Origin of the sequence: Arthrobacter sp. NicSoilB8 (assembly GCF_019977355.1) — a bacterium.
In the GTDB taxonomy this organism is placed as follows: domain Bacteria; phylum Actinomycetota; class Actinomycetes; order Actinomycetales; family Micrococcaceae; genus Arthrobacter.
In genome coordinates, this window is sequence record NZ_AP024656.1 from 23340 (window position 1) to 48748 (window position 25409).

16 protein-coding genes and 2 pseudogenes are annotated in these 25409 nt (G+C 63.6%); 11 read left to right on the plus strand and 7 right to left on the minus strand.

What is annotated here, in order from left to right; all coding sequences use genetic code 11:
• Nucleotides 1–12 precede the first annotated feature (12 nt).
• The 7 genes from LDO15_RS22345 (at nucleotide 13) to LDO15_RS22375 (ending at nucleotide 8101) form a co-directional block, all read left to right on the plus strand.
• Nucleotides 13–762 carry a hypothetical protein gene (locus LDO15_RS22345; RefSeq protein ID WP_223987998.1) on the plus strand — a complete coding sequence of 250 codons (750 nt, stop codon included), beginning with the start codon at nucleotides 13–15 and terminating at the stop codon, nucleotides 760–762.
• A 1-nt stretch (nucleotide 763) separates the two neighbouring features.
• Nucleotides 764–2092 carry a hypothetical protein gene (locus LDO15_RS22350; protein WP_223988000.1) on the plus strand — a complete coding sequence of 443 codons (1329 nt, stop codon included), beginning with the start codon at nucleotides 764–766 and terminating at the stop codon, nucleotides 2090–2092.
• A complete protein-coding gene (locus LDO15_RS22355) occupies nucleotides 2079–3587 on the plus strand; it encodes an SCO6880 family protein (protein WP_223988003.1) in 1509 nt (502 codons plus the stop codon). Before LDO15_RS22350 ends, LDO15_RS22355 begins: the two co-directional genes overlap by 14 nt.
• Nucleotides 3588–5183 carry an ATP/GTP-binding protein gene (locus LDO15_RS22360; RefSeq protein WP_223988007.1) on the plus strand — a complete coding sequence of 532 codons (1596 nt, stop codon included), beginning with the start codon at nucleotides 3588–3590 and terminating at the stop codon, nucleotides 5181–5183.
• Nucleotides 5180–6943 carry a type IV secretory system conjugative DNA transfer family protein gene (locus LDO15_RS22365; RefSeq protein WP_223988010.1) on the plus strand — a complete coding sequence of 588 codons (1764 nt, stop codon included), beginning with the start codon at nucleotides 5180–5182 and terminating at the stop codon, nucleotides 6941–6943. The genes LDO15_RS22360 and LDO15_RS22365 overlap by 4 nt, the downstream gene beginning before the upstream one ends.
• Nucleotides 6940–7368: a DUF4913 domain-containing protein gene (locus LDO15_RS22370; protein WP_223988013.1), complete on the plus strand. Its 429-nt coding sequence runs from the start codon at nucleotides 6940–6942 to the stop codon at nucleotides 7366–7368. The genes LDO15_RS22365 and LDO15_RS22370 overlap by 4 nt, the downstream gene beginning before the upstream one ends.
• A 505-nt stretch (nucleotides 7369–7873) precedes the next feature.
• A complete protein-coding gene (locus LDO15_RS22375; protein WP_223988016.1) occupies nucleotides 7874–8101 on the plus strand; it encodes a hypothetical protein in 228 nt (75 codons plus the stop codon).
• A gap of 285 nt (nucleotides 8102–8386) precedes the next feature.
• Here LDO15_RS22375 and LDO15_RS22380 read toward each other — a convergent pair whose 3' ends face one another.
• Complete coding sequence (locus tag LDO15_RS22380; protein WP_223988018.1) at nucleotides 8387–9058, minus strand: GntR family transcriptional regulator; 672 nt, start codon at nucleotides 9056–9058, stop codon at nucleotides 8387–8389.
• A gap of 161 nt (nucleotides 9059–9219) precedes the next feature.
• Between LDO15_RS22380 and LDO15_RS22385 the strand changes: the two genes are divergently transcribed.
• Nucleotides 9220–10503 carry a dihydroxy-acid dehydratase gene (locus tag LDO15_RS22385; RefSeq protein WP_223988020.1) on the plus strand — a complete coding sequence of 428 codons (1284 nt, stop codon included), beginning with the start codon at nucleotides 9220–9222 and terminating at the stop codon, nucleotides 10501–10503.
• Nucleotides 10504–10931: 428 nt separating this feature from the next.
• Here the strand turns inward: LDO15_RS22385 and LDO15_RS23560 are convergent, their stop codons facing one another.
• Nucleotides 10932–11195 (minus strand): hypothetical protein, encoded by a 264-nt coding sequence (locus LDO15_RS23560; protein ID WP_346656004.1) that lies wholly within the window; start codon nucleotides 11193–11195, stop codon nucleotides 10932–10934.
• On the opposite strand from LDO15_RS23560, the pseudogene LDO15_RS22390 reads away from it, so the two are divergent.
• Both LDO15_RS22390 and LDO15_RS22395 read left to right on the plus strand, forming a co-directional pair.
• Nucleotides 11140–11986, plus strand: a pseudogene (locus LDO15_RS22390) (aldo/keto reductase); the annotation flags it as partial. The gene LDO15_RS23560 and the pseudogene LDO15_RS22390 sit on opposite strands and share 56 nt — an antisense overlap.
• A gap of 355 nt (nucleotides 11987–12341) precedes the next feature.
• Nucleotides 12342–12509 (plus strand): hypothetical protein, encoded by a 168-nt coding sequence (locus LDO15_RS22395; RefSeq protein ID WP_223988023.1) that lies wholly within the window; start codon nucleotides 12342–12344, stop codon nucleotides 12507–12509.
• A 156-nt stretch (nucleotides 12510–12665) separates the two neighbouring features.
• Here the strand turns inward: LDO15_RS22395 and LDO15_RS22400 are convergent, their stop codons facing one another.
• The 4 genes and pseudogenes from LDO15_RS22400 to LDO15_RS23565 form a co-directional block, all read right to left on the minus strand.
• Complete coding sequence (locus LDO15_RS22400) at nucleotides 12666–13538, minus strand: HAD-IIB family hydrolase (RefSeq protein ID WP_223988025.1); 873 nt, start codon at nucleotides 13536–13538, stop codon at nucleotides 12666–12668.
• A gap of 919 nt (nucleotides 13539–14457) precedes the next feature.
• Nucleotides 14458–14961 (minus strand): carboxymuconolactone decarboxylase family protein, encoded by a 504-nt coding sequence (locus LDO15_RS22405; protein ID WP_223988185.1) that lies wholly within the window; start codon nucleotides 14959–14961, stop codon nucleotides 14458–14460.
• 1050 nt (nucleotides 14962–16011) lie between these two features.
• Nucleotides 16012–17286 (minus strand): glycoside hydrolase family 15 protein, encoded by a 1275-nt coding sequence (locus LDO15_RS22410; RefSeq protein WP_346656013.1) that lies wholly within the window; start codon nucleotides 17284–17286, stop codon nucleotides 16012–16014.
• Nucleotides 17287–17445: 159 nt separating this feature from the next.
• Nucleotides 17446–17829: pseudogene (locus tag LDO15_RS23565) on the minus strand (trehalase-like domain-containing protein); the annotation flags it as partial.
• A 1134-nt stretch (nucleotides 17830–18963) separates the two neighbouring features.
• Between LDO15_RS23565 and LDO15_RS22415 the strand changes: the two are divergent.
• Complete coding sequence (locus tag LDO15_RS22415) at nucleotides 18964–23790, plus strand: NAD-glutamate dehydrogenase (RefSeq protein ID WP_223988028.1); 4827 nt, start codon at nucleotides 18964–18966, stop codon at nucleotides 23788–23790.
• Between the two features lie 90 nt (nucleotides 23791–23880).
• Here LDO15_RS22415 and LDO15_RS22420 read toward each other — a convergent pair whose 3' ends face one another.
• Entirely contained in the window at nucleotides 23881–25080 is a 1200-nt protein-coding gene (locus LDO15_RS22420; protein ID WP_223987885.1) for an IS110 family transposase, read from the minus strand.
• Between the last annotated feature and the right edge of the window lie 329 nt (nucleotides 25081–25409).

A 25409-nucleotide genomic window follows, 5' to 3' on the forward strand; every position in this document is an offset into this window, starting at 1 on the left:
GAGAGGTTCATCATGAGCGAATCCACCCAAAGCAGTACCGAACGCAGCCCGTTCACCAAGCCCGGATTCATCATCTCGGCCGCCCTGGTCATCGCGCTGATCGCCGCCGTCGTCGTGATCTCCTTCCTCCCCAAGGCAGACAGCACCGCCCAACAGCCGCCCGCCTCATCGCCTGCCGGCGCCTCGCCGCCGACAAAGTCAGCCGACGCGACCGAAGGAAGCGTTTGCGGGCTGCCCTCAAGCACGGAGACGGCTCTTGGCGCAGCGCCGAAGTCCAAGTGGGAACTCGTCGGCAAAATGGCGGCACCCACTGACCCCAAGACCTTCGGCCCAGGCGTGACAGACGGGGACGGGTTCCGGTCATGCTTCGCCCAGAGCCCCACGGGAGCCCTCTACGCAGCCGCCAACATGATCGCGCTTGGCTCTTCCGGGACACAGGATGAACTCAAGCTCGCCGACAAACTTCTGGTGGCGGGCCCAGGACGTGACGCGGCTATTAAGGCTGCCAAGACGCGGACTTCGACTGCGGGAAGCGGTGAGACCGCTCAGATCAGCGGCTTCCTGCTTAAGTCCTACAGCCCGGCCGAGGCAGACGTCGATCTGGCTATCAAACTCCCGAACGGCGCGCTGGCGCATTCAGTCCTTTCGCTTCGCTGGGTAGCCGGAGACTGGAAAGTGAAGTCCTCTGATGATGGCCAAGTATTCAATGGTGTCGCCCAGCTCGGTGATCTGAGCGGTTTCATCCTCTGGTCAGGCGTCTGACATGGCTGAGTGCAGTCTGGGGGACATGACATGCGTGGCGGGCAACATCGCCTCCGGTGCGGTCAACGACGCCATAACGAACCTGGCGAAGTCGATCATGGAGGGCATGAGCCAGATGGTGACCACGCTCTCCACCTTCTGGGTGTCCATGCCCACGGCCAACCTCGCATCCCAGGACGGGCTCACCCCCAGTCCTGTGGTCGGGTTCGTCAATTCGGAACTGGGCTACTGGACGCTGGCGCTGGCGGTTTTGTCGGTCATCCTCGGCGGCACCCGGATGATCTGGGAGCAGCGCGGGGCACCGTTGAAGGACCTGCTCCGGTCCCTGCTGACCCTCACCCTGGTATCCGGGCTCGGGCTTGCGGTGATTTCCATTCTGGTGATCGCCGCCGATGCGTTCTCGGCCTCGATTATCGACCGGGCAACTGACGGCAAGGGCTTCGCCCGCGCGATGGCCATCCTGGTGATGACAAACCAGACCGGCGTCGGGGTCTTCATCCTGATTATCCTGGGCCTGATGGGTTTGCTTGCCGCCCTCGTCCAGATCGTCCTCATGATCGTCCGCGGCGGCATGCTCGTAATCCTGGCCGGCATCCTCCCGACCACGGCGGCGTTCACCAACACCGAGATGGGACGCCAGTGGTTCCAGAAAGCCATCGGCTGGACCATCGCGTTCATTCTCTACAAGCCCGCCGCGGCCGTCGTCTACGCCGTGGCCTTCAAGCTCATGGGATCCTCGCGCGGCGGGAACATCCTGCTGGGATCCATTACCGGCTTCGCCCTCATGATTGTCGCGCTGCTGGCACTGCCGGCATTGATGCGCTTCGTCACTCCGATGGTCGGAGCTGTCGCTTCCGGTTCCGGCGGGGGAGCCGGAGCGGCGGTGGGGGCCATGGCCACCGGTGCCGTCTCCATGGGCCGTTCCGGCAGTGGACGCGGCAACGCATCCCCCACACCGGGAAGCCAGCCCGGCCAGACGAGCGCCAGCGCACAGGGCAGCAAGGGCGCAGGCGGCAATAACGGCGGCAACGGCAAACCCACCCCTGGCTCAACGGGCCCCGGAGGGGCGCCCGGCAAGGGCACCACCGGAAGCGCCGCAGCCGCCGGGGCAGGCACCTCAGGCCCGGTTGCAGGAGCCGGCGCTGCCGCTGGCGCGGTTACCGCCGGTGCAGGGGCCGCATCGGGAGCGGCCAAAGCCGCCGGCCCGGCCGGACTCGCCGTCGCCGCAGGAGCACACGTAGCGTCCAAGGCCGCGTCGGCCGCACAACAGACCGCGCAGGATTCAACCGGCCAATCAGAACCAACGGAGGGCCCCAGTGGCAGCAATTAATACCGAATACAAGGAACCGTCCTACGGCAACTGGCGCGTTCCCCGCTCCGCAGGGCTGGGAAGCCTGGGCGCGATCGGCACCGGCATCGTCATGACCGGTCTGCTGGCCGGCATCATCACCTTCGCCATCTGGGGCCTGCTGCCGGGCCTGAGTGTCCTCGCCCTCGCCGGGCTGCTCGTGCTGCTTCTGACGGTCAAGGACAAGCACGGACAGTCCATCGTGGACCGGTTCGCGACGCGGATGAACTTCCGTCTCGCCCGTTCCGGCGGGACCAACCTCTACCGTTCCGGCCCGCTCGGGGTCACCGGGTGGGGGATGTTCCAGCTCCCGGGCCTGGCCGCGAAGTCCCGGCTGTATGAGTTCAACGACTCCTACAACCGCCCGTTCGCCATGCTTCACGTCCCGACGACGAACCACTTCACCGTGGCCTTCTCCACCGAACCAGATGGTGCGTCCCTGGTGGATCCGGAACAGGTCGACGCATGGGTCGCGAACTGGGGCGGCTGGATCGCCGGACTCGGGGATGAAGCCGGGTTGGAGGCCGCGGCCGTGACCGTGGAGACCGCACCGGACTCCGGTTACCGGCTGCACAACGAAGTCGAAATGAACATCCACCCCGATGCCCCGGAGCCCGCGAAGGCGATCCTCCGCGAGGTTGTCCGCACCTACCCGGAAGGCTCGGCCACCGTCCGGGCCTGGGTGTCCCTGACCTTCACCGCCGCGCTGCGCTCCGGATCCCGGAAGCGCGAACCCGAAGACGTCGCCCGGGACCTCGCATCCCGGGTCCCCGGGCTCGGTGCCCGGCTGCAAGCCACCGGCGCCGGCATCGCCCGGCCCATGTCCGCGCAGGAACTCTGCGAGGTCGTCCGCATCGCCTACGACCCGCCCGCGGCGTTGATCCTTGATGAAGCCCACGCCGCCGGATCCCCGGTCGACCTGACCTGGGGTGAGGTCGGGCCGTCCGCGACGCAGGCGAGCTGGGATGACTACCGGCACGACGGCGCGTTCTCAGTCTCATGGACCATGACAGGTGCCCCGCGCGGGTCGGTGAACTCCTCCGTTCTGTCCCGGCTGCTGGCCCCGCACGGGGACATCGACCGCAAGCGCGTTTCCCTGCTGTACCGGCCGATGGATTCCGCCCGGGCCGCCGCCGTGGTCGAGCGGGACCAGAACAACGCCAACGTCCGCATCACCTCCGGAGGGCGCCCGTCCGCCCGCGCCCTCGTCGATGCCCGCTCCGCCGCACAGACCGCCCAGGAAGAAGCCCAGGGCGCCGGGCTGGTGAACTTCGGCATGGTTGTCACCGCCACCGTCACCGACCCCGCCCGGCTCGCCGATGCTGTCGCCGCCGTGGAGCAGACCTCCGGCACCGCCCGGGTGCTGTTGCGCAGGGCCTACGGTTCTCAGGACACCGCCTTCGCCGCGTCCCTGCCGCTCGGACTGGTCCTGCCCCGTCACATCCTGCTGCCCACCGAAATCAGAGAGGCCCTCTAAATGGCACCCGTGTGGCCTCTCCGCTCAAAGACAGTAAAGACAGTAAAGACAGTATTCGGTACCGACGACCTGCCCGTGAAGCCGACGAAGTCCGGCAGCGTCCGTGGACGCGCGCCCGGGTCCCGTGGCTGGGGCGGCCGCGGGGGAGGGGCTGCCGCCCTGGTCCCGGCGGCGCGTGAATACCGCGGGACCACGGTGCAGGTCTGCGGGCTGTGGCCGTTTTCCTCGGGTACGTCCTCGCCCATGGTCGGTGTCCCGCTGGGCCGGCACGAGGAAACCCAGGCCACGGTCTGCTGTGATCCGATCAGCTGGTTCCAGCGCGCCCACCTGATTTCCAACCCTTCCGCGTTCATCCTGGGTAAGCCCGGTCTGGGCAAATCCACGCTCGTGCGCCGCATGATGCTGGGCCTCTCCGGCCAGGGCGTCCACCCCCTCGTGCTCGGGGATTTGAAGGGCGAACATGTGGACGCCGTTCGCGCCATCGGCGGGCAGGTCATCGAACTCGGCCGCGGCCGCGGCTTCCTGAACATCCTCGATCCGGGACAGGCTATTGAGGTCGCCCAGCTCCTCGAGGAACGCGGTCACCATGAAGCCGCCGTCCGGGTCCGGGCCGATGCCCACGGCCGGCGCCTGACCATGGTCGTTTCCCTCATCACGATCAGCCGGAACAGCCCGCCCACCGATCAGGAACAGACCATCCTGGACCGCGCCCTGCGGGTCCTCGATGACTCCTTCGACGGTGTTCCGGTCCTGAATGACCTGCTCGGCGTCATCATCGCCGCCCCGGACGAGCTGCGCCAGGTCGCGCTGGACCGGGGAGACATGACCGTCTACCTGCAGGAAACCCGTGCACTGGAAGCAACCCTCCTCGGACTGACCGGCGGCGGGAAACTCGGGGAAATCTTCTCCCGTCACACCACGAACCCAATGCGGCGCGACCGGGCCGTCGTCTTCGACGTCTCCAGCATCGATGAGACAGAAACGGACCTGCAGGCCGCCGTGCTGCTGGCGTGCTGGTCCTACGGCTTCGGCACCGTCAACGTCGCCAACGCCCTCGCCGACGCCGGGCTGGAACCGCGGCGGAACTACTTCGTCGTCCTGGATGAGCTCTGGCGGGCACTGCGCGCCGGCAAGGGCATGGTGGACCGGGTGGACGCCCTGACCCGGCTCAACCGCTCGGTAGGTGTCGGGCAGGTCATGATTTCCCACACCATGTCCGACCTGCTGGCGCTCCCGGCAGAAGAGGACCGGATGAAGGCCCGTGGCTTCGTTGAACGCGCCGGCATGGTCATCTGCGGCGGCCTTCCCGCCTCGGAGATGCCACTGCTGACCGCAGCGATCCCGCTCTCGCGACAGGAACAGCAGAAGCTCATCTCCTGGCAGGACCCGCCGGCCTGGGACTCGCGCGGCGGCGACGTCGAACCTCCCGGACGCGGGAAATTCCTAATCAAGGTCGGCGGCCGGCCCGGCATCCCCGTCCAGATCGGCCTCACTTCCATCGAGGCCTGCCTGAACGACACCAACAAACGCTGGCACGCCCCGGCAGAGTCCCTGGCCGAAGCGTCCGCTCCGGTCCGGGAAGAGGGTGCGGCATGAGTGCTCCGAACCGTAAAGGCACCGGCATGGGCGACGGGCTGGGGATCTGGCTGTCCATCGGCGCAGCTGTCGTCATTGGGGGCGGGGCCTGGGTCTCGGCACATCTCGGATCCTGGATGGCCGGTCTCGCGTCGGCCCCGGCCCACCCGATTGATCTGGTGGCCGGGCTGGCCAAGGGCCGGGTGCCCTGGCCGGTCCAGTCCACCATCGTCGCCTGCGTGCTCCTCGGAATATTGATTGCCCTGACGGTGACGGTGCTGGTGGTCCGGGCCCGAACGGCGCACCAGCGCACCCGGGTGGATAAGGCCGCCGTCCACATGGGCCGCGGCAAAGACCTCGATCATCTGGGCACCAAAGGAGCCACGGCCACCGCCGTACGTCTCGGCGTGGAGAACTCCACAGGGGTGCGGCTTGGCCGCAGCGTGGCCGGGAAGCGCCCGCTGTGGGCGTCCTGGGAGGACATGCTGATCCTCATCGCCGGTCCCCGCACGATGAAGACCACCTCCTACGCCGTCCCGGCAATCCTGGACGCACCCGGCGCGGTGATCGCCACCTCGAACAAGCGCGACATCGTCGACGTCACCCGTCCGGTCCGGGCTGAGGCCGGCGCCGTGTGGGTCTTTGACCCGCAGGCCGTCGCCGAAGAAGACCCCGCCTGGTGGTGGAACCCGCTGTCCTACGTGAAGAACGAAGCGACGGCCGGGAACCTGGCCCAGCACTTCGCCAACGGCTCCCGGGAACCCGGGACCAAACCCGATGCCTACTTCGACCCGGCAGGGCAGAACCTGCTCAAAGCCTTCCTGCTCGCCGCCTCCCTCGGCTCCGCCCCGGTCACGCAGGTCTACACCTGGCTGACCCGCCCGCACGACGAGGCCCCCGCCGAACTGCTCAGGACCGCCGGGTATGACTTGCTCTCGGACATGATCAGGGGCCACATCCGCGAACCGGAAAAGCAGCGGGCCGGCGTTTACGGCACCGCCCGGCAAATGGTTTCCTGCCTGACCGACCGTGAGGTCAGCCAATGGGTCACGCCGGCGCGGGACACGACGGTGGCCACCGACCCGCGGCCGCAGTTCGTCCCCGAGGACTTCGTGCGCGGCAACGGCACGCTCTACAGCCTCTCCCGCGAAGGCGTCGGCACCGCCGGCCCCCTCGTCACCGCCCTGACGGTCGCCGTCGTGGAAGCGGCCGAAAAATACGCCACCTCCCAGCCCGGCGGCCGGCTCGCTACCCCGCTCCTCGGGATCCTGGATGAGGCGGCGAACGTCTGCCGGTGGAAGGCGCTGCCGGACCAGTACAGCCACTACGGCTCCCGCGGCATCATCCTGATGACCATCCTGCAGTCCTGGTCCCAGGGTGTGGAGGTCTGGTCCCTGGAAGGGATGCGGAAACTCTGGTCCGCGGCGAACGTGAAAATCTACGGCGGCGGCGTCTCCGAAGTCGGCTACCTCGATGAGCTCTCCCGCCTGATCGGCCAGTACAGCTACATCAACGTCTCCCGCAGCCACAGCAAAACCGGATCCTCCTCCTCCCGGCAGGAGAACAAAGACGAGATCCTGTCCGTCGCCGACCTGACGGCACTGCCGCGGTTCCGGGCCATCCTGCTCGCCTCCGGCGCCCCGGCCACCATGATCGAAACCATCCCGTGGATGAACGGCCCCCACGCCCAGAAGGTCAAAGACTCCCTCACCGACCGGGAGAAAGTCGACCGCGAGCCTGTGGCCGTCCCCGCGCACAACCCATGGACGAACACCGCGTGAGTGAAGAGTTCGGGGACGCGTTCGGCGACGAAAAGGCCAGACCCACAACGAGCGGCCACAGCCATGACGAACCTGAACCGGAGCTGGTCTACTCCAGCGCCGTTAAGTTCTTCGCCGAGCTCCTGGCCCCGTCCTACGTCCGGGAAGTCAACGAAGGCGCAACCTTCGCCTGGTGCCCCGAGTGGTATAAACACCCAGAAGCCCTGATCCGAATGGAAGCTATCTGGCGCGCCTGGGAACACCTCCGGCTCGAACCTGCCCTCGGCATCAGCGCCTGGTGGCTGAACCATGCCGATCCGCACATGCGCGTCCTCATGGACACCGAAGGTCCCTTCAAGAAGTGCGCCTACGACGGTCATAAGCCACCGACCGAGGAGAAAACAGGCCTGCCTCACAGCGTCCCGGAGGAAGGAATCTTCGACTGAACCGGCGACTAATTCGTTGTTGGGGCAGGAACGACTGGGCACCCGAGTGAGTTGCCCGCTTCCTCAGAGCCCGGATTCGTCGAGATGCGCCGGGGTGCTAGTACGGGATTAGTTGGTGAGCTACGCCTGCGGACATCAAGCTCTGCGTTCGTCCCGGATGATGACGACGCAAAGCCGGACGATCCGAGCATCAATTAGTCAGTCCTGATGGCAGTGCGGAGTCGACGCGTCCGGAGTCAGTTGCGTTACAGTATTTGACTGTAACTTAATTTCCCTTTAGTCTAGCCCTAGAAGCGGCCCGGACGACTCTCAGTCTCGACTGGCTTCTCTTCGGCGGAAACCTACTCCTAGGATGGCCCGGCCTGCTGCCGCACTGGGAGGAGCGGCCGCGGGGGTGGGCCCTCTGGCGCTTTTCTATCGGCCGGAAAGCCAGAAGGCCGCCGTCGGTTCAAGACGGCCGCCTGGCAACGGCGTTGACGGATATCCGGCAGTAAGGAAGATAAGCATGTACTACAGGCATGATGATTGGCACAGCCTGCAAGGAGCGGAAGTGCAGGTGTGGCGTGGAGCGACCCTGCTGCGGACCGGCGTGATAGACGCAGCGACAGAGGATTCAACCATTGCTTGGATTGCAGCAGATGCCAATGACCGGAGGTGGCTGGTCGACAAGGCCAGCGGATTCCAGCTGAAAATTAGTACCAACCAGCTGATCTTGCGTTCCTTGACGGGGTGAAACCGAGCCCTGTCGTGGGCTTGATTCCGAAGTCGGTTACTGGACGTTGGCGCTGGCGGTTCTGTCCGTCATTTCTCGGCGGCAGCCGTATGCTCTGGGAGCAACGCCGGGGCACCATTGAAAGACCTACTCCGATCCCTGCTGACCCTCAGGCTGATGTCCGGTCTCGGGCCGGCGGTGATTTCGACTCTGGTGATTGCCGCCGATGCGTTCCCCGCCTCCATCATCGACCAGGCCGCGGACGGCAAAGGCTTTGTCGTCCGAGGGCGTCCTGGTTATGACGAATCAGACCGGCGTCGGGGCGGTCAGCAGTGCAATGGCTCCGTCCATGTGCCGGTTTATGGAAAGCAGGACTTCACTGCTGTCCCCGGATTCGATGGCACTGATGATGTCCAGATGCTCATCGACGGCTTCGTGCGGCAGGGCGTATTTTCCTTCCAGGCGTGCGATGCACTGGCGGGTCTGAACAAGGAAGGTTTCTGACATCCGTTCCAAGCGACTGTTGCGCAGGCTTGCCACGAGTATTTCGTGGAACCGCTGGTCGGCCCGGGTCAGTTCGGCGGAATCGCCGGTGTCCACGGACCGGGCCATTGTCATGTATTCCTTGCGCAGGCTGTCCAAGACGGTTGAATCGGGTGAGGACGCTAGGTTCAGGGCTGCCGAAGTCTCTATCGCCCGGCGGGCGTTGTAAATATCGACGATGTCGTCGGGAGAAATTTCCGTCACAAAGACACCACGGTGCGCGAAGGAGGTCAGCAGGCCTTCCTGCACGAGTCGCTGCATGGCTTCACGAACCGTCCCGCGGCTGACACCGAATCCTGCAGCCACTTCCGGCTCTACGAGTTGCTGGCCGTCAGCAAGGACTCCGTCTGCGATGGCGGCGCGAAGTTTCGCGGTGATCATTTCCGGCATGGATAGGTTCGTCAGTTTTCCAAATGCTGGGGTGGCTGCGCCCATGGCCCTCCTCTGAACGGCGTCTGGTATTTCACATCAGTGTAACGCAGAAACAGTTCTTCGTCCGATCGTTTGACAATCCAACGTTCCTAACCCTAATTTGGTGGGCCCCCGTCACAGAAGGCGGATCGGGAACCCAGCCGGCGAGACCAAAGGAATGTTGCATGCGCAGTAAAGACCAGTTCGAAGGCGTCCAGCGTTCCCTGCAGCGAGCCTGGATCAAGGGTGCGGGCTTCACCGACGAAGAGCTGTCGCGCCCTCTGATCATGATCGCCAATACCTATCAGGACTTCTCGCCCGAGAATGCACACCTCCGCACGTTGGCGGATGCGGTCAAGGCTGGCGTCCGGATGAACGGCGGCACGCCGATCGAAATGAACACCATCCACGTCACCGACAGCGAGGCCTTCGCAGCACGTAGCATGCGCTACGTGCTGCCCAGCCGCGACATCGTCGCAGACTCTGTAGAACTGATGGCCGAAGGCCATGGCGTGGATGCCCTCGTGCTGCTGACCGGCGGAGACAAGCCGACGCCGGGCATGATCATGGCAGCTGCCCGGTTGAACATCCCTGCCATCATGCTCTACTGCGGACCCACCCGGTTCGGTGAGCATCAGGGCAAGAAGCTCTTCCTCGAGACTGTGTACGACGGAGTAGGCGAAGCGATCCGCGGCGCCATCACCGAGGAGACACTTAAAGCTTGGGAGGACAAGCTCTTCCCTGGCAACGGTGCCGGTGACACCATGACGTCGGGCAACACCGCCGGCATCTACACGGAGGCTCTGGGTATGTCCCTGCCTGGTTCCGGGACCCTTGAAGGCGGCTCCAACGCGCAGATCCGGGCTGCCAAGCACACCGGCATGCGGATTGTTGACCTGTTCCGTGAGAACGTCCGCCCCTCGGACATCCTCACCGAAGCCGCCTTCGAGAATGCCCTGCGCGCTGCCCTGGCCGTCTCGGGATCCACGAACCTGGTGCTGCACTTCATCGCCATGGCCAGCGAGGCCGGCATCAAGCTCGACTTCGACTTCATCGACAGGATCGGGCGCACCACCCCGACGTTGGCCAAGATCGCGCCCTCTGGCCCGTGGGGTGTGTCCGAGCTGGGGCATGCCGGCGGCGTGCCCGCCGTCCTGAAGGAACTCGGAGACCTGATCCACCGGGACGCCATCACCGTCAGCGGCCGGACCGTCGGCGAGATCGTCGACGCTGCGGCAAACGAAAACCCCGAGTTGCTGCACTCTTCATCGAATGCCCACTCACCCGAGGGCGCGATTTTCGTGCTGAAGGGAAGTTCTCGGGCAAGGAAGCACGCCGACCCGCACATGCGCCTCCTCATGGACAAGGAAGGCCCGTTCAAAAAATGCGCCTACCACGGTCACGAAACTCCCGCCCGGGACAGAACTGCTCTTCCCCATAAGACCCCTGAAGCCGGAATATTTGACTAGCAATGCAGGATGGTCACGATCGGATGCAAAACATAGGGAAACGGTTAAGCCTTTGCTGCCCGGACCACACGGCCGGAGCTGAGCTGACTTTTAGCTGTCCAGGGCTGGGATCAATTCGGGCTTTCCATGGCTGGAAATTGGGAGCCGTTGGAGTAGCTCCCTCGGCAGCAGTAGCGGTGGATAACCCCGCAGGATTGTCCCCAGCCGTGTGCAGCTGGCCCTGTCTTCACCCCGAGACACCCGCAATCGTGCAACGCTGCCTGAGATAACTCGGTCTGATGTGGGCGGCAGTCGCCCTGAAGCTGATTTAGTTGCTAGGCCATCGGGCAAGGGAATGAGTGCCGCCAGACCTGTTGCCTGATTCCCGTTCGTACGCCTGAGGTTCCGTCAGAGCTTTGCGCCGAATCGAAGGCCGTCGAGTAGTAAGGTCACCATACGCTCGGTCTGCTCTTTTTTCGGAGGCAGAGGGTTGCGACAGCCTGAAGCAGGTCGCTTGTGGGCACATCAGGACGGATGGAACCTGCTGCCGCAGCTCTACTGAGCAGGAGACCTAGGGCTGGCCGCAGGGGTTCCTGAAGGCACTCGCTAAGGGTCGGAAATCGACGTCGACAGCTTCTTCGGATTCTGCCACGGCGTGAAGAAGTCCGGGTCGAGCGGCTTCTGGGCCACGACAACGTCGTTCTCGCCAGCAAGGTGCACTACCCCATGGGAGATGACCCGAATCGGCGCGGAAACTCCCGCCGCTGGATCTTGACAGCGGTCGAGGAGACACTGCGGCGTCTCCAGACTGATCACTTGGGTCTTTATCAGATCCATCGCCCCGACCCGACGGTTGATGTCGAGGAGACGCTCACCGCTCTCACCGACCTCGTATGCAGCGGCAAGGTGCGTGCGATCGGCACCTCCTCGTTCCCTGCTTCGGAGATTGTCGAGACGCACTGGGTGGCCGAACGTCGAGGTTTGGAGCGTTTCCGAACCGAGCAGCCCCCGTACTCGATCATCAATCGGAGCATAGAACGCGATGTACTTCCTGTAGCTCAAAAGCATGGGATGGGCACCTTGGTGTGGAGTCCACTGGGGCAGGGACTGCTTACAGGGCGGCACCGCAGAGGCGATGCTTCCTTCTCAAACGCACCGCTCCTCTGGCATGCCGTCGCATTTCAATAACGACCGCAAGCTTGATGTCGTCGAGCAGCTCATCCCGCTCGCCGCCGACGCTGGCCTCCAGATGACACACCTCGCTATGGCATTCGCGATCGCGCACCCTGGAGTCACTGCAATCCTCGGTCCCCGAACGATGGAGCAGCTCGACGGCCTACTTGAGGGAGCTGAGGTCACATTGGATGACGAGATCCTCGATAAGATCGACCACATCGCGCCACCGGGCACGGACTCTGGTCCGAATGATGTCGCGTACGTTCCGCCTGCCGTTCAGGACAAAGCGCTGCGCCGGCGCAACTTGAGCGAACGCTCGGCTGCATAAGCCATGGTTCCGCGGCCGCCGTCTCACCCAGAGGTGGCGGCCGGCTTGGCGCCGCCGGATGCTCGTCAGCTGCTTAGGTGCAGCGTGGCGACGTCCCTGTCAAGCGTGGGAGTGCAGGGCTGGTGTTGACGCCCGATAATGCAGCAGGCGTCGAACGATTCCAGTCGCTACGCGGGTCGTGCTCGCCAGCGCGTTCGGCTACGGACATATACCGCAGTCGGCCCCGCTCACCTAAGAAGACTGGACCAACATCGACGCAACATTTCACCCTACCAGCGGTCCAAAACCCTTCTTGAGCGAGCCGCCTGCCAGTTTTATCGCCCAGGAGGGACAGCGCGAGCCTGAGCTTGCCGTTGTGAACCCAACTACCGTCATCGGGCCGCTCCTGGGGCTGGATGATCCGCCGACATTGCGGATCATTGGTGGCATGCTCGGCAGGGCGCTGCCCGCCTCTGCCGTTCGTGACGAGGGGTCGGTATGGATCGACCAACCAAAGGAGATCCCCGAACAGTCAGCCGCCTAACTCCCACTGTTACCGTTCAGCTTGATAAGTTCCGACGCCGCAGCCTGCTTACTAGTGGGCAAGTTCAGCAGACTTCGTCTCACTTCGCGCAGTGTGCACAGGCGGCGAAATCCAGACAAGGGCTGAAACTGACGGGAGCACATAGTTGGGCTTTCCTCACAAACTGGCGAGCACTTGCGCGAGTCCGTCTTCCTTGAGTGTTCCGGTGGTCTCCGTCGCGACGGTCAAGAGTGCCCGGGGGGCATGGCCCATGGCTACCCCCCGCCCGTGTGCACCGGCCCATTCGAGAAGCTCAATGTCATTGAACCCGTCTCCGACCGCTAAAACACGATCATGGCAAAAACCTAGAACTGCTCGCACTTCTTCTGCCGCCGCCGCTTTGGTAATTCCTTCCGCGGCGATATCGATCCACGCGGTCCATCCGAACGAGCAGGTCACCCCCGTAAGATTCATCCGTTCGACAGTCATCCGAAACTCGGAGACATCACAGCCAGGCTCGGCCACGACCACCCGCAGGGTATTTCCTTTCAGCAAGGCCTCGAATGGAACGATGCTCTGGGCTTCCTTTGCCTCTGTCGTAGCAGGCGGAAACGGGTGGGTATATCGGTAGGAGCCCAACTCGTCTTCAACGGCGATATGCGCATTCGGGAGGTGCACACGAACTGCCTCCAGCACGGCCGAGGCATCAAACCCCATCGTCCGGAGCCGCCGGTATCCGCCCGCCGCGTCGGCATTGCGTTGCAGGATCACAGCACCGTTTGAACAGACGAGGTACTCGGGCCGAACCTCGATATGTTCCAGTACGGTAAGCGTTGTCGCCTGCGATCTCCCGGTAGCGATGAGTAAGTGATGCCCCGCCTGTCCGATTCTTCGAAGCTCCGCCCTTACGGCTGGGCTGGCTTGTCCACCCTCATCGATGGTGGTGCCGTCTAGGTCAATCGCGACCAGCCACTCATCGGCATTCCGGCCTTTATGGTGGAGTGCTCCGGCATCGGCGGCTTCGTAAGTCTTCTGGTGCAGTTGCCTCAAGAGAATCCTTTCAGTCAAGAGTTGGTGCAAAGAATCTGCGTAGCCTTGTTTCACCAAGCGTCCACGATAGATTGGCGTGCGGTCCTCGCATATCGGGCCGCCTAGCTGCCACACATAGGGAAGAAGTTTGGGCGAATGGCATGGAGACGGGCGTTGAGAATAAGTCAACACTGGCTACGCCGCCCATACCAGCTGCCGCATACGCGTATTCCGATCCGTTGATAGCATATGCCCAGCCCACTGGCTCGAGCTGTGGTTTACACGGAATCCGGGGAGTGGGACAGATCACGATATCAACTCGTTGGTCAGCTTTGCTGATGCAGTTCCGCTGAACAGTTTTGAAAATTCCACGGGCTCGCTGTCGAGACCGATTGTGCCTCGGGGAACGGGTTTGGTGTACCGGTAATGCCCGTGACTATCTTCGACCGCGAAGCGAGTGCTTTCCCTGTGCGAGCGGACTAGGAAGCACATTGGTCGGGTCAAAAAATTCCACCCGTTCATGCCGGTGGCCGCTTGGAGCGCCGGGAACGCTGCAGGGTGATAGCTTCATTGGCAGGCAGACAAGGAACCAAGGTGTGACACCGAGGCGCTCAAGCACTGGCATGGTGGCTGCAAAGGAACGGCCGGTGCGCTCACCACCTGATGTCCGGGAGCCTCGACACCTCGCTGCTGTTCAATGACAGCGCCGCCCTTGGATCCCTCTAGGCAATTGACTAAGCAGGGGAGAGTCGGCGTTGCTTATAACAAATGAAATATCCTTTCGCCTCTGGGCACAAGCCGAGAACGTTGGGGGTAGCGTCTCCTGCTGATTGCCGAAGCGGGGTGTGACGTCGGCTTGAACGACGCTTCGGGCGCCGACCGGGCCGCTTGGGATGGAGCGGTTGTGGCGACTGGCGGTAGTGGTCCTAGGGTAGGGGTCTTAGTGAGAGCCTGGTGTGTAGTGGCCGGGGACCATGCGGGTTGAAACGCCGAAGCGGTTGAATGCGTTGATGGCCACAACCGCCGCGATCAGGTGAGCGAGCTCGGTCTCGGTGAACAAGGCGGCGGCCTGCCGGTATACCGCGTCCGGCACGAAGCCGTCCGTGAGTACTGTGACCGCTTCGGTCAGTTCAATTGCCGCGATTTCTCGTGCGGTGTAGAAGTGTTTGGATTCGTTCCAGGCGTTGAGTTGGATGATCCGTTCTGCGGTTTCTCCGGCCGCAATGGCGTCTTTGCTGTGCATGTCGAGGCAGAAGGCGCATTGGTTGATCTGTGACGCGCGGATTTTGATCAGGTTGAGTAGGGCGGGATCGATGCCGTTCTTGGCGGCCGTGTCGAGGCGGAGCATGGCCTTGAAGACCTCGGGGGCGGCTGTCATCCAGTCCAGACGCGGTGTGTGTTCTGTCAGGAGTACTTCGTTTTCGGGTGCCGTAGTTATCATCATGGCTTCCACATTACGGATGATGCGGCATGGAGGTAAGATCCATTTTCTCGGTGTTTTCCCGGACCAATTCGCGCGTGTTCCTGTTCTGACGACGACCATCGTCTTGGCAGTCTTGGCAGTCTTGGCATGTCCGTTGGCCTGGTCGGCGGCGCGCTCTCGCCCGAGAGCGTGACCCGCACTCCGTGAGCGTTACGTTCGCTCACTCCGCGAGTCGCCGTTCCGCCGGCTGCCAGAAAAGAATTCACCGCCGCGGCCTCCGTGATCGCCGCAAGCTGTTTGCTCGCAGGACTGTCCCTCGGACTGGCACCGACGATCGTGCGTAACGTCTTCCACCTGAACAGCGGACTGGTCAGCGGTCTCAGCGGTCTCAGCGGCTTCATCGCGCCGGCGACGGTGGGCGTTGCCGGCGTCGCGATCGTACGCCTCAGCCCCCGGAGCGGATTGATCGTTGGCATTTACGCCTCCGTCTTGGGGACCGCCGGCCTCGTGTCCGCACTGCTGTCCGGAAGCCTGGCGATCCTCATCGCGGGCGCCGGGTTCGGCGCGGCGTTCCCCGCATCGCTGCGGCTGATCATGCCCGCTGGCCGTCCCCCAGCAGAGGGCAGGAATCGTCGCCGCCATTCATGTCGTCGCGTACATCGCCTTCGGCCTGCCGGTCATCATCGCGGGCCAGTTCGCCGCTCCCTTCCGCCTCGTACCCACGATGGTCGGATACGGAAACGCGACAGTCCTCCTCCCACTCATTAGCCTTATCGCGCAGTTTCGCATCCCGCGGCGCTCAAGTTTGAACGACTATGCGCCCGGCGAAACATTCTGAGCCCTAGCAAGGGAGTCCCGACCTTGAGCGAACCACACGGCCCTGACGAAGGTCGCGGACCGAAGTCTCAGGCAGTCCCCGATGCCTGCCTCCCGGGCAGCCGAGACCCTGGTCCAGATCCGATAGGTATCCCTGCGCCAGCGCGAACAGCAGGACACCCAGGCCGCGAACGTCACGACGCCTCGGTCGTACCGGAAAACCATCAGAACTCTTGAGCTCGACGAAAGGGATGGTCAGTGTTTCAACTGCAGGCTGAGACGGTCCACACCGTGCATGGCATCCGCCGCCCGCACCAGGGTCAGGTGGGAGAAGGCTTGGGGAAAGTTTCCCGCCATCCGATTGTCCTTCATTGAGTATTCTTCGCTGAGCAGGCCGAGGTCGTTGGAGAGTCCCACCAGCATGTCCATCAGGTTCCCGGCGTCGGTCCGGCGGCCCGAGCGGGCGTACTGTTCCACCAGCCAAAATGAACACGCGAGGAATGGATGCTCACCCGGTTCCAATCCGTCAACTCCCGTCTCAGTGCGGTAGCGCAGCAGCAGTCCCTCCGCGGTGAGCAGCTCCCTTTCCAGCTGAGCGACGGTGCCGAGCATGCGCTCATCGTCATAGGCCAGGAAGCCAACCTGCGGCAAGGCCAGCAGGGCGGCGTCCGTCTGCTGACCGCCGTAGGTTTGCGTGAACGAGTTGAGGTCCCGGTTGAATCCGAGAGCGACGACTTCCGCGGCCAGGTTCTCACGGAGTCTCTCCCAATGCTGCACAGGACCAGCCAGTCCGTGGTCCCGAACGGCCCTCACCCCGCTGTCAAAGGCTGCCCACATCATGACTCTGGAGTGGGTGAAATATTGGGCATCGCCACGCACTTCCCACAGGCCGAAGTCTTTGTCCTCGAGGTGATTTTCCACGGATCCGAGCAGCGCCCGCTGGAGCGCCCAGGAAAAATGGTCCTCTTTGCCCCCGGCGAGACGAAGCCGTTCAAGCGCCACCATCACTTCGCCGACGACATCGGCCTGGTACTGGGACACGGCAGCGTTGCCGATTCGCACCGGTCTGGCATTCCGGTATCCGGGAAGGTGGTGCAGCTCCTTTTCCGCCAGGTCCCGTTCGCCCCCCACCCCGTACATTATTTGCAGGTCCTCGGGATCGCCGGCGAGGGCGCGCAAAAGCCAGTTGCGCCACTTCAGCGCCTGGGATTCGTAGCCGTGTGTCAACATGGCCTCCAGCGTCAAGGACGCATCGCGCAGCCAACAGTAGCGGTAGTCCCAGTTGCGCGTCCCGCCAAAATCCTCCGGCAGGGAAGTGGTGGGCGCGGCGACAATGCCGCCGGTCTCATAGTGGGTGAGCGCACGCAGCACCAGCAGCGAACGCTTCACCGCCCCGCCGTATTTGCCGTCGTCGCGGCAATTGCCGGCCCAGGTGGTCCAATAGTCCACCGCCAGTTCGAGGGCATCATCGACATTGACGGCCGCCGGCACATCCTCGTGCGAGGGAAACCATGTCAGTTCGAAGTCCACGGTCTGCCCCTGTGCAACCGTAAATTCCCCGGCATGCCGGTGACCTTCGGCCATCGGAAGGTAGTCTCCCCGTAGGGCCAGGGCGTCCGGACCCGACATGGCCAGCAGTATCTCCGCACCCCGAGCCGCCGCGCTATCAAGGACCCGGCTTACCCAGGGCAATACAGTGGCGTATTGGGGCCGGATTCTCATCTCCTGGCGCATGAGGACGGTCCCGCTCAGTCCGGTAACCCGTCGGAGGAGTGTCGACCGAGCGTCACCCACGGGCATGAAATCCGTCACCAAGACCCATCCGGAGTCGGTCTGCCACGTTGTCTGGAGGACAAAGGTGGAGTCCACATAGTGGCGGTCAATCACAACGGCCTCGGGCGGGCTTGGTGCCAGCAGCCACCGGCCGTGTTCCTCGCTCCCGAGTAGGGCGGCAAAGACTGAGGGCGAGTCGAAACGCGGGAAGCACAGCCAGTCCACGCTGCCTTGCAGGGAAACGAGAGGTCCGGTGTGAAGATCGGAAAGCAGCGCATAATCTTCTATCGGTGCGGCCATGCTTCACTCAATCACGACGGGACGGAATCCAGATAGGCCCTGCCTTTCCGCAGCGCTTGATTTCCACCGGGTTCCTTTCCGCCTGCGCGACCGCGCCGGGCGACTGTTCGCAGGAGCAGGAGGTCGCACGTTGGTTGGCTACCCCGACAACCTTTTAGAGCTGTCCCTCGCGAGGACTCAGTCCAGTGACTCCGGTGACGGCTGGGAAGACTTCACTCCTGGGAGCCTCTCAGGCATTGGTAAGTCGAAGTCCTGGAGTGCAGTCGAAGAATGACGGCTGTACAACGCCTGCAAACGGAATGATGAGCCATTGGTTGCCGTAGAACTCCACGTAGGAGTCGGAGGGGCAACGTGCAAAGGCTTCTTCGCGAGTCATCGTGGTGTTCCCTTCTATAGTGTTCGAACGGGTAAGGCCTGACCCCAGCCGCATCAATGATCACATTTGAAATACCGGCGTGGTGCGGAGTGCTGCTGATGCATTCATCCGGATCACCCGTCGGACACATAGTTGCCTGGGAGAGAATCTTCGTTTGTATCTTTGGCATTATTTTGCATTGGTAGAATTAGCCACATTGATACATGTAATGCCGCAAGCTTTCAGAAGTACCCTCTCCACATTGATGTGTTGAAATAGTTGTAGCAATAAGACATTCGAGATCACAACCTTCCGTTGCATTTTTTGCACAGCGAAACACCTATTGAGGACTGGCTACGCCATTCCTCTGAGTAATATGCACAACGAATCGTCGATGGCCGAAATCGTGGGGCGAGAGCTGCGCGGTGCGCAGCCCGGCAAGGTCCCCGACGTCCGGCCGGCACTGTAGCAGCGCGAGACTTCCTTCACCCCGGATCCACGCCGACATCGGGGTGACTTGCTTACAGACTTCCAGACAAACAGAGTCCCGGAAATGACGGACCCTCATAGCGCATGAACGGGCGGTGACCGCGCGGACCGGCGTGGCGCTGCCGGCGCCGACAGGGTCCAACGTGAACTGGCTGCTTGGTTGCACCGGTCGAGCAGGCCCGGTCGGAACTGGACGGCGCCTCCGCTGCGAGCCATGATGAAAAGAGGCGCGGGGGCTGGATCGTCCACCGCAGTTTGCGATGGCCCCTCCGCGGTGGAGGCGCGATGACATGTCACGGAAATCGGCACCCACGCAGCAGGCCGAGTCTGCCGTTCCCCTTGAGCCCAGCGAATCCTTCCTGGCCGGCTACTACGCGCAGGTGTCCGCGGAGGACCTGAGGAGCTACAGCCCTGGGACACTCCGGGCGAGGGCGGCTCACCACCTGAAGGTGGCGTCGTCGCGGGCACCTGGACAGGCCGCCGTCGGGATCCTGAACGAAATGGACGCCAGCATCGTTGCCGTGGTGACCGACGACAACCCGTATCTGGTCCACTCCGTCACAGCGGAGCTCACGCGCGACGACGCGCCGATCCGGCTGCTGGTGCATCCGAGCCTTCAGGTGCTTCGGGATCCGGTTTCTCACGAGTTATTGGAGGTCGGGCGGGGCCCTTCTGTGGAAGGCGGGCCGGCTCGGGAATCCGGCAGCACCGAGGTCTGGTTTGCCGCTGAGATCGGCAGGCTGGGAGACGACGCTGCCGCAAGAGAGCTCACAGAGAACCTGCACAGGGTACTGGACGATGTCCGGGCTGCCGCCGATGACGCCGCTGCCATGCACGGCAAGCTGGCCGAGGCCGTGGCCGCTGTGGATGGATTCCCGCAGGCAGTTGTGCCACCGTCGGAGCAGCTTGGTGAACTGCTCCGCTGGCTCGACGACGGCAACTTCTTGTTCCTCGGTTACGGCGAATATCAACTGACGACGGCGGAAGGCCAGGAGCTGCTCTCTGAGCGACCCGGTGCCGCGCTGGGACTGCTGAAGGGACTGCGGGGAAGCGCTCCTGGAGCACCGGTGCCCGGGATGATCCGCGGAAACCAGGCACTCACGCTTGCCACCTCAGAGGTCCGCTCCACCGTCCTCAGGCGGTCGTATATGGACGAATTGCGTTTACAGATATTCAACGAGGCCGGCAGGGCCACCGGGGAACGACGGTTTGTGGGGTTGTTCACCCCGGTCGCCGCCCATCAGTCCGTTCGGCGGATTCCGATGATCCGTGAGAAGGTCCAGGCCGTTAGGGAACGCCTGGGATTCAGCCCCCGATCACAGCAGAGCAAGGACCTGCTGGCTGTTCTGGAAACCTTCCCGCGCGATGAACTCTTCCACATTGACGTGGATGACCTGACCCGGCTGGCGGGGGACATCCTTCGCGCCGAGGCACTCCGGCGGACCCGAGTGTTCCTTCGACCTGACAGCTACGGCCGGTTCATGTCCGTGCTGGTCTTCTTCCCGCGCCGCCGCTACAGCACCGCCGTGCGGCTGCTGATGGAACAGGAGCTCCGGCAGGCATTCAAGGCGAAATCCATCGAGTTCGAGGTCCGTCTGACCGGATCGGCCATGGCCCGGGTGTTCTTCCGGATTCTTCTGGCCGGTGGCCTGTCGGATTCCCCGGCGTCCGGGACTGCCGTCGTCGACCCTTCCGATCTGGAGCGGCGCCTGATTTCAGCCACCCGCTCATGGGCGGACGGGCTCGATGAAGTGATCCGTGAGCGCTTCCCCGCGTCAGAGGTCGCACGTCTTTCCGGGCTGTGGTCCGAAGCATTTCCGTCGAGTTATCGCGCTGATTACGGGGCGGAAACCGCCGTCGGGGACATTATCAACTTTGAGACGTTCGATCTGGACGGTACCGGTGGTCGCTCCTTGGGGGATCCGTTGCTGACGGTGTACGTCAGGACGCGGGTTTCGCCCACCCTGACCGAGGACGCCCGGATCCGGCTCTACCTGACCCGGCCGAGGAGCCTCACGCAGATCCTGCCGTTCCTGCACAACCTCGGGCTCGAGGTGCTGGACCAGCGGCCCTTCGAACTCCGGCGCGGTACCGGACAGGGCGTGTTCCTGTACGACCTCGGCGTGAAGTATCCTGCCGGCGTCGACCCCGTGGCCACCAGTGGACTCCTTGCCGATGCCTTCGGCGCCGCCATGCGGGGCGACCTCGAATCCGACCGGATCGACGCACTCGTTATTCGGGAGGGGGTGGGCTGGCGGCAGGCGACAATCCTGCGAAGCTACGCGAAGTACCTCCAGCAGTTGGGGATTACCAACTCGTACGGTTTCATTGCGGACACGCTGATGACCAACGTGCGGGCAACACACGCACTCCTGGGGCTGTTCGAAGCGAAGTTCGATCCCGGGCTGGACGCGACCGACCGGTCGCGGGATACCGCCGCGGCCCGGAACAAGCTGCTGGCCGCAATTGACGAAATTCCCACCCTCGATGCGGACCGCCTGCTGCGCACCTTCATGAACCTCGTGGAGGCAACGCTGCGCACCAACTATTTCCTGGACAAGGCCCATCTGAGTTTCAAGCTGAATCCGGCCGCAATCACCAATGCGCCGTTTCCGCGGCCAATGCATGAGATCTGGGTTTACTCTCCCCGCGTTGAAGGCGTCCATCTCCGGTTCGGGACCTTGGCACGCGGCGGCCTGCGGTGGTCCGAGCGAAGCGAGGATTTCAGGACCGAGGTCCTGGGGCTGGTGAAGGCGCAAAACGTGAAGAACTCCGTCATTGTGCCGACGGGGGCAAAGGGAGGGTTTTATCCCAAGCACTTGCCGGACCCGGCCGCGGACCGGGATGCCTGGCTGGCTGAAGGCCTGGCGTGCTACCGGATCTTCGTCAGCGGGCTGCTTGACCTTACCGACAACATGGTCCCGTCCGGGTCCGGCGAGTCGGTGGTGCCTCCGGAACGCGTGGTGCGCCATGACGGCGATGACTACTATCTGGTGGTGGCGGCCGACAAGGGAACGGCATCTTTTTCCGATGCCGCGAACGCCGTGGCGCAGGAGTACGGCTTCTGGCTCGGCGACGCCTTCGCATCAGGCGGCTCCGTGGGCTATGACCACAAGCAGATGGGAATGACGGCCCGCGGGGCGTGGGAATCCGTGAAGCACCATTTCAGCGAGCTGGGCATGGATCCCCAGCACGACAATTTCACGGTCGCGGGCATTGGCGACATGAGCGGCGACGTGTTCGGGAACGCCATGCTGCTCTCTCCACACATCCGCTTGGTGGCGGCATTTGACCATCGGCACATCTTCCTGGACCCGGCCCCTGACCCGGCGGCGTCCTTCGACGAGCGCGAGCGTCTCTTTCATCTTCCGCGCTCGTCCTGGGCCGACTACGATCCCTCGCTGATCAGCGAAGGCGGGGGCGTCCACTCCCGACGCGCCAAAGCCATCGAAATCACGGAACAAGTCCGGACCTGCCTCGGCCTCGAGGCCGGAACACTGGCATTGCCCCCTCACGGGCTCTTGCAGGCCATCCTCAGGGCACCCGTCGACTTGCTCTACAACGGTGGCATCGGAACCTACGCCAAAGCCTCCACGGAAAGCCACGCCGACGTGGGGGATAAGGCCAACGACCCCATCAGGGTCAACGGCAGCGAACTGCGGGCCCGGGTCGTGGCTGAAGGCGGGAACCTGGGCATTACCCAGCGTGGACGGATCGAGGCGGCCCTTGGCGGTGTGTTGCTGAACACCGACGCGATCGACAACTCGGCGGGCGTGGACTGTTCGGATCACGAGGTCAACATCAAGATTTTCATCGAACGGATGATCGCTGCCGGAAAGATGCCCGCGGCGGAACGCGCAGGCTTCCTGCAGTCCCTGACGGATGAGGTGGCCCGCCTTGTCCTGGCAAACAACGTCGACCAGAACGTCCTCCTTTTCAACGACCGGCACCTGATGCTGGAGTGGAGTCCCGGGTTCGAGAGGTTTATGGATTGGCTGGAAAGCACTACGGATCTGGACCGCAGCCTAGAAGCGCTGCCGACCGCGGAGCAGCTCCAGGAGCGGCTGCGGACAGGTGAAGGCCTCACTGCACCGGAACTCTCTGTGCTCGCCGCCTACGCAAAGATCGAGCTGGCCAGGGAGCTCAGCGCCAGCGATCTTGCCGACGACCCCTGGTTCAAGCAGGTACTCCGTGGCTACTTCCCCCGCCAGCTCTCCGAGCGCTTTGACGCGGAGCTGGACGCCCACCCCCTGCGCCGCCAGATCGTGTGCACGGTGGTGGCCAACGACATGATCAACCTCGGCGGCATCACCTTCGCCTTCCGCGCCATCGAGGAAACCACAGTCACCGCGGCGGCCGTGGCCAGAGCCTTCGTGGTAATTCGGGAGGCGTATGACCTTCCCTGGATCATGGGCAGGCTTGCCGCGCTTCCCCCCGGGTATCCCAGCGAACACGCCGCTGAAGCCACGCTGCACATGCGCAGGGTCCTCGACCGGGGAACCCGGTGGTATGTGACACACGACCACCGGGACCAGCCCGTCGCGACGGCTCTGGGCCGGATTGCGCCTGCTCTGGAGCTGCTTAGGACCAGAACCGTGGACTTTCTGCGCGGTTCCGATCTTGACCGCGTCCACGACCGGCTGTCCCGTTGGGACGAGGTGGGTATGCCGCAGGATTTGGGAAGACGCGCATCCGATCTATTGGAAAGTTTCGGGTTGCTGGACATCTCACTGATCTCCGAACAGGTGCGCGAACCGATCACCACTATCGCCGACGTGTACTACGCAGTTTTTCAGCGGATGGGTGTGGTGAGCATGCTGCTGCGTATCGCGGAGCTGCCCCGGCGGAGTCGGTGGGAGGCCTTGGCCCGGGCTGCCTTGCGTGACGACGTCTACTCCTCCGTGGCGGACATGACAATTTCTGTCATGCAGAGCACCCAGGGCGGCGACGCCTCCGGCGCCAACGGCGTAGAGCGCATTGTGGCGTGGGAGCGCGGGCACCGGGAGCAGCTGGCACGCATCAAGAACACTTTCGCGGAGGTGACCACACCTGGACAAGTCGACATCGTTTCGATCTCCGTCGCCTTGAAACTCCTGCGGACCCTGGTGCGGCGATGACATATCCACCTGCGGCTATGCTGTCAACATTCCTAGCCACGCGTGGTGTCCCGGCGACTTCTAGCGCGTGGGGGGTCCCTATGCTTTTGGTCAAGCGGCCTGGGGAGCTTTTTCCTCGTAGAGTGTCCCGTTTCGGAGCATCGCGTGGATGACGTCGCAGCGGCGCCGGGCGAGGCAGATGATGGCGGCGTTGTGCTTCTTTCCTTGGGCGCGTTTCCGGTCGTAGTAGGCCTTGGAGAGCGGGTCATGGCACGAGGCGATCCAGGCGGATCGGAAGAGCGCGTTCTTGAGTTGTTTGTTGCCGGAGCGGGCCGGGAATTCGCCGCGGATGGAGGTGCCGGACCGGCGGGTGACGGGCGCGATGCCGGCGTAGGCGGCGAGGTGCCCGGCGGTTTTGAAGCTGCTTGCGTCGCCGATGGTCAGGAGTATCGTCGCGGCGGTCTTGATGCCGACTCCCGGCATGGACATCAAGACCCGGGAAAGAGGGAAGTCGTCCAGGAGTTTCTCGACTTCGTCGGCGACGATGGCGCGCTGGTGTTTGAGTTCCTTGATCTGGGCGGCGACGCGCGGGATGACGAGTTCGACGGCTTCGGTTCCGGCGACGGTTACCGTCTGCTCTCCGAGCGCGGTGAAGATTGCATCTACAAGCTGGACGGGGTCCTTCCGGCTGTGGTGGCGGGCCCAGCGCAGCACGTTGGTGCGGCCTGCGGCGCGCAGGCCCGTGGGACCGGCGTATTTGATCAGCAGGTCCAGGACGAGGGGACGGGTCAGGACCGTGCCGGGGAAGGCACGTTCCAGGGCCGGGAAGATCTGCAGCAGCAGGGACCGCAGCCGGTTGATGGCGCGGGTGCATTCGTGGGTCAGATCGGCGTCGAACCCGGAGAGGACTTTCAGTGCGGAGAGGACCTCGCTGTCCCGGTCCACGGCCCGCAGCGTGTGAGGCATCGCCCGGGCTGTCTCGGCAATGATGAATGCGTCCCGGGCATCTGTTTTCGAATTACCGGGATGCAGATCCGCCGCTTTGCGCATGGCCAGCCCGGGCAGGTAAGCGACTTCGCAGCCGCAATCCCTGGCCACCGCCACGGGCAGGGCACCGATGGTGTTGGGCTGGTCCACGACCATCAGCACGTTCCCATGCTGCTGCAGCGTCGTGAAAAGCTCCCGCAGCCGGGCTTCGTCCTGCGGCAACGGCTTATCAAAAAGGCGTTCGCCGGCGCGGCTCAGCGCGGTGGCGTGGTGTTCGCTCTTGCCGACATCAAGTCCGCAGTAAACGTCGAATCCCTGATCCATACTGGCGCTCCTTCGCACCACTCTATGGCCGCAGTCACGACACCCGCTGCCGGCACCCACGTTACGAAGAGACCTGAACCCGTTGGTCCGGCCTTGTCCCTATCAGCGGTCAACAAGTGCCTCCGGACCCGGCGACAACACCCCCCTGTGATCATCAGTGACAGGGCAGGAAAGTCATACCGGGTCCAGCGACCATGTCCCCGGCGGTCGGGAACCCAATAAATGTAACGGGTAGCAGCCCTCATCGTCCGCGGTTCCGGTCACGCTGGTCTGACGCGTGGACTGCAGGGCCCACGCCCGGCGTCGGCTGCGGCGATGAATTCGCGGGC